The sequence below is a fragment of the Streptomyces corchorusii genome (genome assembly GCF_001514055.1).
GTDB lineage: Bacteria > Actinomycetota > Actinomycetes > Streptomycetales > Streptomycetaceae > Streptomyces > Streptomyces olivaceoviridis.
Window position 1 is genome coordinate 78,994 of the sequence record NZ_KQ948354.1, and the last position, 14,611, is coordinate 93,604.

At 70.7% G+C, this 14,611-nt stretch carries 14 protein-coding genes; 11 read left to right on the forward strand and 3 right to left on the reverse strand.

Annotated features, from left to right (window positions below; all coding sequences use genetic code 11):
* Window positions 1-14: 14 nt before the first annotated feature.
* From AQJ11_RS10360 to AQJ11_RS10400, 9 genes are all read left to right on the forward strand, one after another.
* Window positions 15-518 (forward strand): YbaK/EbsC family protein, encoded by a 504-nt coding sequence (locus AQJ11_RS10360; protein WP_059262818.1) that lies wholly within the window; start codon window positions 15-17, stop codon window positions 516-518.
* Window positions 519-601: 83 nt separating this feature from the next.
* Entirely contained in the window at window positions 602-1,732 is a 1,131-nt protein-coding gene (dnaN, locus tag AQJ11_RS10365; protein ID WP_059262820.1) for a DNA polymerase III subunit beta, read from the forward strand.
* 195 nt (window positions 1,733-1,927) lie between these two features.
* On the forward strand, window positions 1,928-2,392 hold the full coding sequence (locus AQJ11_RS10370) for a GNAT family N-acetyltransferase (protein WP_059262822.1): 465 nt from the start codon (window positions 1,928-1,930) through the stop codon (window positions 2,390-2,392).
* 469 nt (window positions 2,393-2,861) lie between these two features.
* On the forward strand, window positions 2,862-4,115 hold the full coding sequence (locus AQJ11_RS10375; protein ID WP_059262824.1) for a helix-turn-helix domain-containing protein: 1,254 nt from the start codon (window positions 2,862-2,864) through the stop codon (window positions 4,113-4,115).
* A 306-nt stretch (window positions 4,116-4,421) separates the two neighbouring features.
* The gene (locus tag AQJ11_RS10380) at window positions 4,422-5,216 is read left to right on the forward strand and encodes a toll/interleukin-1 receptor domain-containing protein (RefSeq protein ID WP_059262826.1); all 795 of its coding nucleotides are present in this window, start codon (window positions 4,422-4,424) and stop codon (window positions 5,214-5,216) included.
* The gene (locus tag AQJ11_RS10385; RefSeq protein WP_059262829.1) at window positions 5,213-7,192 is read left to right on the forward strand and encodes a hypothetical protein; all 1,980 of its coding nucleotides are present in this window, start codon (window positions 5,213-5,215) and stop codon (window positions 7,190-7,192) included. The genes AQJ11_RS10380 and AQJ11_RS10385 overlap by 4 nt, the downstream gene beginning before the upstream one ends.
* Window positions 7,193-7,290: 98 nt before the next feature.
* Window positions 7,291-8,526, forward strand: a complete 1,236-nt coding sequence (locus AQJ11_RS10390; RefSeq protein WP_244218186.1) for a hypothetical protein — start codon at window positions 7,291-7,293, stop codon at window positions 8,524-8,526.
* A gap of 175 nt (window positions 8,527-8,701) precedes the next feature.
* Window positions 8,702-8,971: a type II toxin-antitoxin system Phd/YefM family antitoxin gene (locus tag AQJ11_RS10395; RefSeq protein WP_059262833.1), complete on the forward strand. Its 270-nt coding sequence runs from the start codon at window positions 8,702-8,704 to the stop codon at window positions 8,969-8,971.
* A complete protein-coding gene (locus tag AQJ11_RS10400; RefSeq protein WP_059262835.1) occupies window positions 8,964-9,227 on the forward strand; it encodes a type II toxin-antitoxin system RelE family toxin in 264 nt (87 codons plus the stop codon). Before AQJ11_RS10395 ends, AQJ11_RS10400 begins: the two co-directional genes overlap by 8 nt.
* A 249-nt stretch (window positions 9,228-9,476) precedes the next feature.
* On the opposite strand, the gene ychF is transcribed toward AQJ11_RS10400, so the two are convergent.
* Window positions 9,477-10,565 carry a redox-regulated ATPase YchF gene (gene ychF / locus AQJ11_RS10405; RefSeq protein ID WP_014674714.1) on the reverse strand — a complete coding sequence of 363 codons (1,089 nt, stop codon included), beginning with the start codon at window positions 10,563-10,565 and terminating at the stop codon, window positions 9,477-9,479.
* 185 nt (window positions 10,566-10,750) lie between these two features.
* Here ychF and AQJ11_RS10410 point away from each other — a divergent pair, with 185 nt between their 5' ends.
* Window positions 10,751-11,347 (forward strand): DUF6542 domain-containing protein, encoded by a 597-nt coding sequence (locus AQJ11_RS10410; protein ID WP_203349011.1) that lies wholly within the window; start codon window positions 10,751-10,753, stop codon window positions 11,345-11,347.
* Window positions 11,348-11,380: 33 nt separating this feature from the next.
* Here AQJ11_RS10410 and ppgK read toward each other — a convergent pair whose 3' ends face one another.
* A complete protein-coding gene (gene ppgK, locus AQJ11_RS10415) occupies window positions 11,381-12,127 on the reverse strand; it encodes a polyphosphate--glucose phosphotransferase (RefSeq protein WP_058081748.1) in 747 nt (248 codons plus the stop codon).
* 29 nt (window positions 12,128-12,156) lie between these two features.
* Window positions 12,157-13,173 (reverse strand): 4-hydroxy-3-methylbut-2-enyl diphosphate reductase, encoded by a 1,017-nt coding sequence (locus AQJ11_RS10420; protein ID WP_086011572.1) that lies wholly within the window; start codon window positions 13,171-13,173, stop codon window positions 12,157-12,159.
* 65 nt (window positions 13,174-13,238) lie between these two features.
* Between AQJ11_RS10420 and AQJ11_RS10425 the strand changes: the two genes are divergently transcribed.
* Window positions 13,239-14,606, forward strand: coding sequence for an APC family permease (locus AQJ11_RS10425; protein WP_059262836.1), 1,368 nt, complete (start codon window positions 13,239-13,241; stop codon window positions 14,604-14,606).
* Window positions 14,607-14,611 lie beyond the last annotated feature (5 nt).

Consider the following 14,611-nt stretch of genomic DNA (forward strand, 5'->3'; position numbering starts at 1 on the left):
AGAAAAGGATCGCCATGTCCTCCGCGCTCGCGACTGCGGACAGCCGTACCCGCCTGCTCGACCTGCTCGCCAGGGGCGGCGCCCGGTACCGCCTGCTGAACCATGCACCGCAGGGACGCACCGACCTGGCCAGCGCGCTGCGCGGCCACCGCTTGGACCAGGCCGCGAAGAGCCTGGTCATCAGGGTGGCGCTGAGCAGCAAGCGGCGTCGCTACGTGATCGCGGTGGTGCCCGGGGACCGCAGGGTCGACCTGCCCGCGCTCACCGCGCTGTACGCCGGCCGGGAGGCGTCCTTCGCGGCGGGGGAGGTCGCCGAGCATCTGACGGGCTGTGTCAGCGGCTGCATCATGCCGTTGAGCTTCGACCCGGAACTGGAGGTGGTCGCCGACCCGGCCCTCTTCGCGCACGAGGAGATCTTCTTCAACGCGGGGCGCCTCGACGAGTCGGTGGCGCTGCGCACGGCCTGCTACCGCACGCTGGTCGCGCCCCGCGTGGCCGCGATAGCGAGCGCTCCCTGAACGGCCTCGGGTCCGCGGGCGTTGTCAGTGGCGACGTATAGCGTGCGCGGTCCAACGGGTACGACGTGCTGGGGGATGCGCTGATGGAGTTCCGGATCGAGCGGGGCGCTCTGGCGGGGGCAGTGGGGTGGGCGGCCAAGTCGCTGCCCGCCCGTTCGCCCGTGCCGGTGCTGGGCGGGTTGATGCTGGACGCCCGGGAGGGCCGACTGCGCATCTCGGGCTTCGACTACGAGGCCTCCGCCGACATCGAGGTGGCGGCAAAGACCCCGGCACCCGGTCGGGTGCTCGTACCCGGGCGCCGGCTGCTCGACATCTGCCGGGTGCTGCCCGATGCGATGGTGCGGTGCGCGCTGGAGGGTGTGCGCTTCACGATGGACGGCGGCGGTACGCGCTTCGGGCTGTCGACGCTGCCCGTACAGGAGTACCCGGCGCTGCCCGAGCTTCCGGCCCGTCGCGGAGTGGTGGATGCGGCCGAACTCGCCGCCGCCGTCGGGCAGGTCGTGATGGCGGCGGGCCGTGACGACACGCTCCCGGTGCTCACGGGCATCCAGGTGCGGCTGGACGGCGAGTCGATGACGCTGGCCGCGTCGGACCGGTACCGCTATGCCGTGCGCACGGTGTCCTGGCAGCCCGCGGAAACCGGCTCCGAGGCCGTGGAGGTGGTGGTACCGGGCCGCAGGCTGACCGAGATCTCCCGTTCGCTGGCGAAGTCCGGCCCCCTTCGTGTCGGGCTGAACGGCTCGGGCGGCGGCTTGATCTCGTTCGAGGCAGCCGGGATGCGTACGACGCTGCGGCTGCTGGAGGGGCGGCTGCCGCGCTACGACAAGCTGTTCGCGCTGGACGGCCCGGCAGTCGCGGTCGCGCAGCGGGAGCCGCTCGCCGACGCGGTCCGCCGTGTCGCGGTCGTCGCGGAGCCCAACAGCCCCATCCGGCTGGACTTCTCCGCCCGGGGAACCGTCCTGCTCCAGGCGGGGTACGAGGACGACGTCGCTTCACAGCGGCTCCCGGCCACGCTGGAGGGCGCCGACGACATGGCGGTCGCCTTCAACCCGGCGTACCTGCTGGAAGCCCTCGCTTCCTTCAACGCCCCCCGGGTGCGCTTCGAACTCCTGGGCCCCGGACAACGGGCGATGCTGACCGGCCTGCCGGACACGGACCACACGACCTCCGAGGAACACCGCCATCTGCTCATGTCGGTACGCCAGTTGGGCTGACGGAAGGGGCCCGGGCGGACGCGCCGTCCACCCGGCCACTCGCCGAAGACCTGCCGCGCCCGCGGACGGGCCCGATCAGAGACCGGCCCTGCCCACGACTCACCTCACGACCGGGTCCGCCCCCCGGACAGCCGGCCCCCATCCGGCCTGCTCGCCGCGTCAGGCAACGTCTGCCTCGTCTGCCAGACTGCCCGGATGATCGTCAGACTCGCGCGAGAACAGGACTTCCCCGGTTTCCTCGACTTGGCAGCCCAGGTCGAGCACTGGTTCGGCCCGATGGTCGAGGACCCTGGTTTCCACAGCGCCGTGGACAAGCACATCCGCCAGTCCGCGGCCCTCGTCGCCCTCTCCTCGGAATCGAATCTCCTCGGCGGGCTGCTCTTCGGCGCGGAGCCCCCGGTTTACCACGTCCATTGGCTCGTCGTCTCGGAGAAGGCACGTGGGAAGGGCGTCGGTGCGGCGCTGATGGCCGACGCAACACGCAGGTTCGTGCTCGGCCCAGGCACGATCGAGGTGGTCACCTTCGGGCCCGACCACCCGGGCGCTGCTGCCAGCGGGGCACGCGCCTTCTACGAAGGTCTCGGCTTCACCCCGGCCGAAGCCACTGATCCGGGCCCGGAAGGCGGCTCACGGCAGATCTATCGCCGGTCGGTCAGGTGATTCAGCGGAAGATATAACGGCGGATCATACTGCCCGGCTCGTTGCGACCGGCGCGGTACCGTCCGGCGTGCAGGCGAACTCTGCTTGCCGCCGCGTTCGGCCCGTCTCGGGTATGACCTCGCCGTCGGCGACCGCGTAGAGGTGTTCGACGCGGGCCTTCTACGACCGGACCGGCTCGCTCGGCGCTTTCTTACACCTCGATGCCGTCTCGGCACCGCCTACGCCGTCCGCTTCACCCCGCCCGACCGTGGACGGGAAACAACGGAGAACGAAAGAGGCAACGGGCAACACCGCCGACCCCCGATTCTCCAGGCACGCGTCGTTCCAGACTCACTTTCGGATGAGAAGCGAAACGTCGCCGCTACAACGAGTGTTCGCTGTCGGGTTTCTCGTCCACCGGTGATCGTCGGTTGACGGCTCCCGTGAGGGTGGACGGCCCCCACGGTCACTGTTCAAGGGGAGGTTGACGATGAGCACGGATTTACGCTTTGGCCCGGAACTTCGCCGTTTGCGAGTAGAAGCGGGGCTGACTCTGACGGAGTTCTCCATGGCGCTCAACTACGACAAGGGGCACCTCAGCAAGGTCGAGCGCGGGGAGCGTTCCGCGTCCCCCGAACTAGCCCGGCGGTGCGACGCCTTCCTCGGCGCGGACGGCGAGCTGCAACGCCTGGTCACCCGTCCCGAGACGGACTCGGGCTCGGGCACCGCCGAATGCCCCGCCGGACCGAGCCGCTGGCTCGTCGGGCGCCGGGCGGTCCTCTCGGCGGGTACGGGGGCGCTGATCGACCTCGGCCTGAAACTCGGCGGTCAGGCCCTGTCCTCGACCGACAACCCCCTCCTGCCCTCCCTCCGCATGCAGTTCGACCAGCTGCGGCAGCTCGGTCAGTCCACCGCACCCAAGGTCCTGTTGCCCTTGCTGGAGACGCAGACCCGCATGATCGCCCGGCTGGCCGCCGACGCCCGGTCCGCTTCACGGACCCCTGCGCTCCTGCTCGCCTCCCGGTTCGCGGAGTTCACCGGCTGGATGGCCCAGGAGGCCGGGGACCGCGACGCGGCACTCGGCTGGACGGACGAGGCTGCCGAACTGGCGCGCACCGGGGGTGACCCGTACCTCGGTTCCTACGCACTGGTGCGACGCGCCCTGATCACCATGTACGGCGGGGACGTCGCCGGCACCGTCGCCCTGGCCCGCCGCGCCCAGAGCAGCGAACTCCCGCCGCGCATCCGAGGACTCGCGGCCCAACGGGAGGCGCAGGGACACGCGCTCGCCGGCAACGAAGTCGACTGCCTCCGCAGCCTCGACAGGGCGCGGGAACTGCTCGCCAGCGACGACGCCCGCGATGGCGCCGAGCCCGTGATCGGCACCTCCCACGTGAGCGATCCGGCGGCGATGTCGACCGGCTGGTGCCTGCACGACCTGGGCCGCCCCAAGGCCACCGCCGAGGTACTCGACCGGGAGTACCGCCGGCTCCCGCCGCATGCGCTGCGTACCCGCGCCCGGTACGGCTTCCGCCGGTCCTTGGCCCATGCCGCCTCCGGGGAGGTCGAGCACGCGTGCGCGATCGCCGGGGATCTCCTGGGAGTGATGCCGACCGTACCCTCAGCGACGGTGAACAGCGACGTCCGGCGTCTCGCACGGGAGCTCTCCCGGTTCCGGAGCAGCCGCGCCGTGCGTGAGCTGCAACCCGCGCTGGCACGCGCACTCGCCCCCGCGCACGACTGACAGCCGCTCCACGACCGACACACACTCGTCGAGTCGCCCGGCTCACCGGACCGCCCGGTCCCTCCGCCCCGGATCCCACGGCCCCGGCGGGACCCTCTGCTTACCGCTCGACGCGTCGCGTCACCCCCGGTTTCTCGGGCTGTCCGCGACCAGTGACGCACCGGGCGGCACCCCTCCATCCGCACGCCCTCCCGTGGATGTGCCATGCCGTCACACGGTCGGGACCTCACGGCCAGGGCGGACCGGAGCCCCGGTCCACAGCCCCGTGCCCGTCCACCCCGTCTGCCTCTCACGAAGGGAATCTTCATGTCCGACGTCTTCGTCAACTACCGCACGGGTGACGAGGAGTCCGCAGCGACCATGATCGCTCGTGAACTCGCCCGTCGGTTCGGTGACGAGCGGATATTCTTCGCCAGCAACTCGATCGATCCCGGACGCCGTTTCCCGGTGGAACTGGTCAGGGCAGTGGAGGAGTGCGAGGCTCTCCTTGCTGTGATCGGCCCGCGCTGGGCGGAGGTGCGGGGGGCCGACGGTCGTCCTGCCCTCGAAGCCGAGCAGGACTGGACCCGTCGCGAGATCCAGACCGCGCTCGGCCGCGGGGCCCTGGTGATCCCCGTGCTCGTCGGAAAGGCCACGAGGATCGACCGCGCCGTCCTTCCGGCCGATCTGCTGGAGCTGGCGGACTGCCAGTACAGGCGGTTCGACCACCGCAACGCCGAGTCGGACCTGACGGCGCTCGGCGACACCCTCGCCCGGCTCCTGCCCGAGCTGGGTGAGGTGGACCGGGACGCCCGCGCGGTGCGAGAACGGGCGGAGGCGAAGTCCCGCGAGAAGTCGGCTCGGAACGCCGGGCACACCAGGATGCGAACGCGCGACGTCGAGCAGCGCGTGCGCGGCGGCATCGGGAACCTGAACGGCGACCTGTCCGGTACCTTCGTCAACGAGCCACAGGGACCTGTGCACACCGGTCAGGGCCATCAGTACAACGCACCTCACTTCGAGGGGGACAACACCGGGCTCCAGTTCACGGCGGGCGACAACAGCGGTACGGTCCACCAGCGCTTCGAGCGCGAGCGCCGGCACTCGGACGACGGACGATGACCGAGTACGGCCGCGTCACCGTCACCGATCCGCGCGGCCCGGTGAACAACAGCGAGGGGCACCAGTACGTCTTCTACGGCGTCGGCCCGGACTGGATGATCCGCAAAGGGACCGCGTCCCTCCGGATCACCCGCGAGGACCGGGTGCGCCTGGCCGACCGGTTCGTTCCGCCGGTGGGCTACCGCGTTGCCGCCGACCGTCTGGAGAAGCCCGGATCGGTGGTGCTGCTGGAAGGGCCGCCCGGCAGCGGCCGCCGCACCGCGGCGATCATGCTGCTGCACGGGTTCGATCAGGACGGGAGCGCCGACGAGGAGGGGGTCCGGTTCGAGGAGCTTCCCGTCACGGACAAGGACGAGAACCCTCTCGTTCCCGGTATGGGGGACCGTTTCCTCCTCGACCTCTCCGGAATCGCCGACGAGGAGACCTACGACCAAGCCAAGCGCCGCCTGGCCGTGCGCCGGCCACAGGTCCAGGAGGCGGGAGCCCACATGGTCGTCGTCTTGCCGTGGGGCATGGAGCACGCTCACCCGCCGGACCTCGAACCGCGCATGGTGAGGCTGGAACGCCCCAGGGGTGTCGCCGTCGTCACCCGGTACCTCCGCATGGACCGGATGCCCTTCCGTCCCTCGGATCTGCGGAGCGCTGACCTCAAGCACCTGTGCGACCGCTCCCCCATGCGAGAACTGGCGCGGCTCACGGCATTGGTGAGGGCCGCTCGCGACAGCGGCCGGTTCGGCGCCGACTTCGCGGGATGGCTCGACCAGGCGATGCACGCGGTGACCGACCGTGCCAGCGAGGTGGGCCGGCAGGTGGCCGCGGTCCGCACCGCACCCGAGCGGGCCCTGCTGCTCGCGACGGCAATGTTCGAGGAAGCCCGCGCCGACATCGTCTACGAGGCGTGGCACGGTCTGCTGAAGACGGTGAGGCACGAGGAGGAGACGACGACCGAGCTCGCGCGGACGGATTTCGGAGAGCGGTTGGCCGGGCTCGGGATCGAGCGGGATCCGGATGGACGGCTCCGCTTCGAGCGGCTGGCCTACGCCGACGCGGTACGGACGTACTTCTGGGCGAACTTTCCCGGGATACGCGACGACCTCAGGGAATGGATCGGCCGTGCCGCCGGGCTACGCGGTCTTACCGCCGACGACCGGGTGAACATCGTCGTCCGCTTCGGCGAGCGAACCCTGGCCGTCGGGCGGCCCGACCACCTTTTCGACCTCGTGGCGTGCTGGGCGGACCGCGCGACCGGAACGCCCTGCGATCCGCGAGCCGTGACAGCCCTCGAACTCGGTCTCGGCCACGAGAAGTTCGGGGGATGGTTCCGCAAGCGGATGTACGACTGCGTCGTGAGATCCGGCTCCTTGTCGGACGGTCTCGCCCGTGTCCTGACCACAGCCTGCGTCCAGAGCCTCAGCGCGACGCACCCGGATCAGGCGGTGGTGCGGCTGCACTACCTCGCCGTACGGAAGGGGGAGGCGGCGCGCGGGGCCCGGGAGGCGCTTCTCGACCTCGCCGGCCGGGACCGCCGGCTCTACCGACTGCTGATCGACCGCTTGCGGGCGCGGACGCGTGGGGAGCTGCACGGGGCAGAGCCTCATCTCCACCTGCTCACAGAGGTGTTGAGGAGCGACCGGGCACCGGACCCGCCGCCCTGGCCGGACCTGTTCCTGGGCTGGGAGGTCGTGTTCTCTCAGCCGCCGACGGAGCTCTGGAACCCGCTGGTGAGGAGCTGGCTGAACGCCGTGGCGGGCGACAGCACACGGAAGATGGCGCTGGAGGTGATGGTCGGGGCGACACACGGCCGCGCGATCGCCCTCCACCGCCTCTACACCATCGCCTGCGACTGGGTTGGGTCCGCGCGCCACCCGTCCCGGACAGCGGTCGCCACCCTCTTCTGGCAGTACATCGACCACGTGCAGTACGGCCGTACGGAGCGTGCGAACACTGGACCACGGACCACGGAAGAGGCACGATGAGACACCGTTTTCCCCTCTTGTCGTTTGTCGCCCTCTGCGGCCTCGCACCGGCTGCGCTCGGAAGCCTCCTGCACTGGTCGGCGTGGCTCTGGGGCTTCATGTCCATGGTCACGGCCTCGGGCTCCCTGCTGCTCGTGATGACGGTCCTCAGCGGTGGCCGCGCGTCGGCCGACCCGTACGAGCCCGGGGAACCCGAGCCGCCCGCGGCGCCGGTGGAGCAGCCGTACCAGGAGACACGGGTGATCGACGTGGCGCTGCCGAGCGCGACGGACGGCTACGACTTCCTCTTCTCCGCCACCGTGTGGTGGAAGCCCGTTCCCGACCACGCCGGCCGGTCCGACGAAGCCTCCCCGGCCCTCGCCGCCGCCTCGGTCGTCAGCCGGGCCCGGGAGGTCGTCCGCCACGAGGAACCCGGCCGGGCGAGCTTCGCGCAGTATCTCCTGGACGGGGAGTTGGGTGTCCCGCTCCCGGACCGGAACGAACGGGTGAAGGCCCTGGCCGCCGATGTGAAGCTGACCCTCGCTCCCGCCGACCGCGAGCGCCTGCGGAAGCTGAACGATCTTCGCAAGGACGAGGAGGTCTGGGAGTACGAGCGCCAGCACGAGCGCAACAAACGGCGCTACCTCGGCGACGACGTACTCAAGAGTGCGGGCAGCGCGGTGGTGTGGTGGCTGGCCCGCCACGAGAACGAGATCGAGAAGGCGGTCCACATGATCGGTCCGCTCGCCCAGATCGCGGCGGCGGCCAACGACCAGGAGGTGCCCGACCTCTTCCGCCACCTGCTCGTTCCGCCCGTGGGCGCGCGGAGCGAGGCGACCGCCGGGGGTCCGCTGTGGGACGAGGGTGACCTCGGAGGGGAGACGTTCGACCGCGAGGAGGAAGTGGGGGTCTCGGATCGCCTGCGCCTGTTGCTGACGGCTGCGGGCCTCAAGCCGGACATGGACGGATACACGGTGTTCGTACACCGTGTGATGCGGTTCTTGGAAGCGGAGGGGCTGGACGAGGCCGCTGACGAGATCAGGCGGGCCTTTGGCCTGGCCCCCGACGAGGAGCCGGCAGGCGAGCCTTCGGACGACGGGGACACCGCGGGGCCCTGGTCGCCCCGCTCCCCGGGCCCCGAGGGTCCGCCGTTCACCGACACGGCCGCGGACCCGAATGCTGACACAGATGCCGACCCGTTCACGCCCTGGACGGCGGAGAGCGGCGCGAACGAAAGGAGGGAAGGCTGGTGGGAGACGGGCGAGGACGACATGACGTCCCCACCCTTCCGGGACCCCTCGCACGGCCCGTACCGGCCCGCCGCCCCCCGCACACGGGACGAGGACGGGACCTGATCCGGTAGACGGGCGGCTCTCCGAGGCTCCCCTTCGCCGCCCACCGCGGCAGGGGGAGCCCTTTCCCGTCTCCGGAGAGCGCAGGTGATCGACGTAGTGGTGGGCCCGCCACACGTTGACACCACCCACTCCCTAGCGATTGTGTACACATGAGACGCTCGGTACGCTTGGGCGCATGACGCAGCCGCTACCCATAGAGTCCATCCGCGACGTACGTGCGCACCTGGCCGAGGTCGTGGAGCGCGCCGATCGGGATGACGTGCCCACCGTGATCACCCGACGGGGCAAGCAAGTCGCCGCCATCGTCTCCATCGAGGTGCTGCGCAAGTACCAGGAGTGGGAAGAGCGCGAGATCAACCGGATCATCGACGAACGCATGGCCAACCCGGCACCCGGCATCCCGATCGAGGACATCATGAGGGAGACGCTGGCGCGCGGTGAGTGAGTACCGAACCGTCTTCCGGCCGGAGGCACAGGCTGAGCTCCGGAAGATCCCTCGCGACATGGCCCTACGCATCCTGGCCAAACTGACCGAGCTGGAGAGCGACCCCCTCGGCTTCAACAGCACCGCGCTCGTGTCACAGCCAGAACGCCGTCGACTGCGGGTCGGCGACTACCGGGTCGTCTACACGATCGACAACGGAGAGCTCGTAGTGTGGGTCGTCCACGTCGGGCATCGCTCCACCGTTTACGACACCTGATCCCTACTGATCCAGCGTCTGAACACATGGAGCCTTCTGCGCTTACATGTGGGACTACTCCAGCCAGTTCACGCGTCGACGGAGTAAACACGCGTCTGATCCCGTCCAATGGCGTCTGATGTTGACTGAACGTCAGAGGATCCAGCACCGATCCAGCACGGGATGGACAAAGGGGCCGGCTCCCGGAGGAGCCGACCCCATCTGACCTGCATGTTTGCCAAGTCAGCGACGTGGCGCTACTTCACCGGCTCACACGTTGAACCTGAACTCCACCACATCCCCGTCCTGCATCACATAGTCCTTGCCCTCCATCCGGGCCTTGCCCTTGGCGCGGGCCTCGGTGACCGAGCCGGCCTCGACCAGGTCGTCGAAGGAGATGACCTCGGCCTTGATGAAGCCCTTCTGGAAGTCGGTGTGGATGACACCGGCCGCCTCGGGGGCCGTCGCGCCCTTCTTGATGGTCCAGGCGCGGGACTCCTTGGGTCCGGCGGTCAGGTACGTCTGCAAGCCCAGGGTGTCGAAGCCGACGCGGGCGAGGGTGGCGAGGCCGGGCTCGTCCTGGCCGACGGACTGGAGGAGCTCCAGGGCCTCCTCCTCGTCCAGCTCGGCGAGGTCGGCCTCCAGCTTGGCGTTGAGGAAGATCGCCTCGGCGGGGGCGACCAGGGCGCGCTGCTCGTTCTTGAAGTCCTCGTCCACCAGCTCGTCCTCGTCCACGTTGAAGACGTAGAGGAAGGGCTTGGTGGTGAGCAGGTGCAGGTCGTGCAGGAGCTCGGCCCGCTCGCTGCCCTGGACGATGCCGTGCGCGAAGAGCGTGTCGCCCTTCTCCAGGATCTCCTTGGCCTCCTCAACGGCCTTGACCTTGGGCGCGACGTCCTTCTTGATCCGCGACTCCTTCTGGAGGCGGGGCAGGACCTTCTCGATGGTCTGGAGGTCGGCGAGGATCAGCTCGGTGTTGATCGTCTCGATGTCGTCCTTCGGCGAGACCTTGCCGTCGACGTGCACGACGTTCTCGTCCTTGAAGGCGCGGATGACCTGGCAGATCGCGTCGGACTCGCGGATGTTCGCGAGGAACTTGTTGCCCAGGCCCTCGCCCTCGGAGGCACCGCGCACGATGCCAGCGATGTCGACGAAGTCGACCGTGGCCGGAAGGATGCGCTCCGACTTGAAGATCGAGGCGAGCTGGGCGAGGCGGCCGTCGGGCACGCCGACGACGCCGACGTTCGGCTCGATCGTGGCGAACGGGTAGTTGGCCGCCAGCACGTCGTTCTTGGTCAGGGCGTTGAACAGGGTCGACTTGCCGACATTGGGCAGGCCGACGATTCCGATCGTGAGCGACACGTTGCGACTTCCCGTAGTTGAGTGGGCCAGGGGCTGCCAGGGGCCAGAGACCGACACTGGCCGATCCACCAGTTTACGGCGTCCCGCGCGCCCGCCTCACGACAGCGGTGATCGCCCGGCCAAGCTCTGGCCATCGGCGTGTCTCACGGCCGATTCGGCACATAAACAGACCTAGGTTGGTCCCTGTGGAGCAATACGGATCGCGACCCCCGAACGACGGACCGCGACGCGGCACGCCCCCGTCGGCCCCGCTGCCGGCGCAGGGACGGCGGCCGGCGGGCGGCGAGCACGGGCCCGGCGGCGTCCGGCGCGGGCCCGGCGGTGTGCGCCGGCCCGCGCCGGGTGGCGGGCCGGCCGCGCGGCCGGTGCGGGAAGCCCGGCCCGGTGCGGCGGGCGGGCCACTGCCCAACCCGCGGCTGACCGGGCTCGGCACCGGTCTGTTCTGCCTCGCGGCCATGTTCCTGCTCGGCTGGCTGGACCAGCTGCTGTTCGGCGCCTCCCCGACGGTCTACGGCGTGCTGTTCCTGCCGGTGTGCGCGCTGACCGCGCTGTGGGCGCGCGACGGGGACGTGCTGACCGCGCCCGTCGTCGTACCGATCGCGTTCGCCGTCGGGCTGCTGCCGGTCGCGGAGGGCGGCGGGGGGCTGCTCGGGCGCCTGATGGGGCTGGTCACCGGGCTCGCCACCCAGGCGGGCTGGCTGTACGCGGGGACGCTGGCCGCCGGGGTGATCGTGCTCGTCCGCCGGGTGCGGTGGGTGCGACGGCGCCGGCGACGGAGCTGACGCCGCCGGCCCCGCCGCCCCGGGACAGCACACCTAGGCGCGCTGGGCCGCTCTCATCGCCGCGCCCACGATCCCCGCGTTGTTCTCCAGCTGGGCGGGCACGATCTCGGCCTTGACGCCCTCGATGAGGTGCAGGAACTTGTTCGCCTTGCGGCTGACCCCGCCGCCGATGATGAACAGCTCCGGCGAGAACAGCATCTCCACGTGGGCCAGGTACTTCTGGACGCGGTGCGCCCACTGCTCCCAGCTGAGGTCGTGGTCCTCCTTGACCTTGCTGGAAGCGCGCTTCTCGGCGTCGTGGCCGTCCAGCTCCAGGTGGCCCAGCTCGGTGTTGGGCAGCAGGACGCCGTCCACGAAGACGGCGCTTCCGATGCCCGTGCCGAAGGTGAGCAGGATGACCGTGCCCTTGCGGCCCCGGCCGGCGCCGAACTCCATCTCGGCGACGCCCGCCGCGTCCGCGTCGTTGACCACGGTCACCGGCAGGCCGCCGAGCCGGCCGCTGAACAACGCGCGCGCGTCCGTGTCGATCCAGCTCTTGTCGACGTTCGCCGCCGTACGGACCGTGGCGCCGCCGGTGATCACGCCGGGGAAGGTCAGGCCGACCGGGCCCGTCCACCCGAAGTGGTCCACCACCTGTTTGACCCCGTCCGCCACGCCGTCGGGCGTCGCCGGGTGCGGGGTGAGCACCTTGCAGCGCTCCTGGGCCAGGTCGCCCCGGTCCAGATCCACTGGGGCGCCCTTGATGCCGGATCCGCCGATGTCCACGCCGAAGATCTGCATGGCACCACGTTACGACGGACCACTGGCGGTCACGCCACGGAGGTGCCGCTCCCGCCGCGCTCGGCGACCAGCGCCGCCGCCTCCTCGCGCAGGTCGCGGCGGAGTTCCTTGGGCAGCGAGAAGGTGATCGACTCCTCGGCGGCCTTGACGATCTCCACGTCGCCGTAGCCGCGCTCGGCGAGCCACTGGAGGACCTGCTCGACCAGGACGTCGGGCACGGAGGCGCCGGAGGTGACGCCGACGGTCGTCACGCCCTCCAGCCAGGCCTCGTCGATCTCGTCGGCGAAGTCCACCAGGTAGGCCTCGCGGGCGCCGGCGAGCTTGGCGACCTCGACCAGCCGCTTGGAGTTGGAGGAGTTGCGCGAGCCGACGACGATGACCAGGTCGGCGTCGGCGCCCATCTGCTTCACGGCGAGCTGCCGGTTCTGCGTGGCGTAGCAGATGTCGTCGCTGGGCGGGGAGACGAGCCCGGGGAACTTCGTCTTCAGGGCGTCGACGGTCTCCATGGTCTCGTCCACGGAGAGGGTGGTCTGGGAGAGCCAGACGACCTTGGACGGGTCGCGGACCTCGACCTTGGCGACGTCCTCGGGGCCGTCGACGAGCTGGATGTGGTCGGGGGCCTCGCCGGAGGTGCCGATGACCTCCTCGTGGCCCTCGTGGCCGATCAGGAGGATGTCGTAGTCCTCCTTGGCGTACCGGACGGCTTCCTTGTGGACCTTGGTGACGAGGGGGCAGGTGGCGTCGATGGTGGCGAGCCGGCCCTGGCGGGCCTCCTCGTGCACGACGGGGGCGACGCCGTGCGCGGAGAACATGACGATGTTGCCGGGCGGCACCTCCTCCGTGCGCTCGACGAAGATCGCGCCCTTCTTCTCCAGGGTCTGCACGACGTACTTGTTGTGGACGATCTCGTGCCGGACGTAGATCGGGGCCCCGTACTGTTCCAGGGCCTTCTCGACGGCGATCACGGCGCGGTCCACGCCGGCGCAGTAGCCCCGGGGGGCGGCGAGCAGGACACGGCGGCCAGAGGAAGCGGTCATGGGTCCCATCGTAAGGCCGGGTCCGGGGGCGCCGAGATCGCGTGCCCGCGGCCGCGCGGGGAAGACTGGTGCGTATGTCCGACACCGGAACGACAGCCTCCACGACCGGCGCGCACCAGCGGTTGCGGCGCGGCCTCGGCTTCCGGGACCTCGTGGTCTACGGGCTGCTGTTCATCGCGCCGATGGCACCGGTCGGGGTGTTCGGCACGCTCGACGCCACGTCGCACGGCGCGGTGGCGCTGGTGTACGTGGTGGCCACGGTCGCCATGGCGTTCACCGCTTTCAGCTACGCGCAGATGGTGCGGGTCGTACCGCGGGCCGGGTCGGTCTTCGCCTACGCGCGCGCGGGGCTCGGGAAGGGGGCCGGGTTCGTCGCGGGCTGGATGGCGATGCTCGACTACGCGCTCATCCCCGCGGTGGCCTACCTCTTCTCCGGCATCGCGATGAACGCGCTGGTCCCCGAGGTGTCCCGGTGGGTGTGGACGGCGCTGGCCGTGGTCGTCACCACGCTGCTCAACCTGTGGGGCGTACGGGCCGCCGCGCGCGTGGGCTTCCTCGTCCTGGCCCTGGAGATCGTGGTCCTGCTGGTGTTCGTGGTGTCGGCGGTCGTGGTGCTGGCGCGGGACGGGGCACAGCGGGGGGTGCTGTCGCCGCTGTCCGGGGACGGCACGCAGGGCGCGTTCGCGCTGTCGGCGGTGATCGGCGCGGTGTCCGTGGCGGTCCTGTCCTACCTGGGTTTCGACGCGATCGCCACGTTCGCCGAGGAGGTCACCGGGGGCTCGGCGAAGGTGGCGCGGGCGCTGCTGTGCTGCCTGGCGCTGGCCGGGGTGCTGTTCGTGGCGCAGACGTATCTGGTCGCACTGCTGGAGCCGGCGACGTCCGCGCGGCTCGCACGCGATCCCGGGGCACAGGGTTCGGCCTTCTACGACGCGGTGGACTCCGCCGTCGGGACGTGGCTGCACGACCTGGTGGCCGCGAGCAAGGCGATCGGGGCGGCGTTCGCGGCGCTCGCCGGCCAGGCGGCGGCCGGGCGGCTGCTGTTCGCGATGGGCCGCGACCGGAGGCTGCCGCGGGCCCTGTCCCGCACGGACGGCGGTGTGCCGCGGGTGGCTCTGCTGTGCGCGGCGGTGGTCACGCTCGTCGCGGCCGGATGGGCGGCGCGCCGCGACGACGGCCTGGACAAGCTGGTGTCGGTGGTGGACATCGGGGCCCTGTCCGCGTTCACGCTGCTGCACGCGAGCGTGGTGGGGTATTTCGTGGTGCGGCTCGGGCGGTGGAGCTGGTGGCGGCACGTGCTGGTCCCGGTGCTCGGCGCGGCGATCACGGTGGCGGTCATCGCGGAGGCGGCGGGGTCGGCGCAGGTGGTCGGTGCCGTGTGGCTGGTGATCGGCTTGCTGGTGCTGGCGGGGCAGCGGGGGCGGCGGGACGTCCCTGGCGGCTGAGCCGC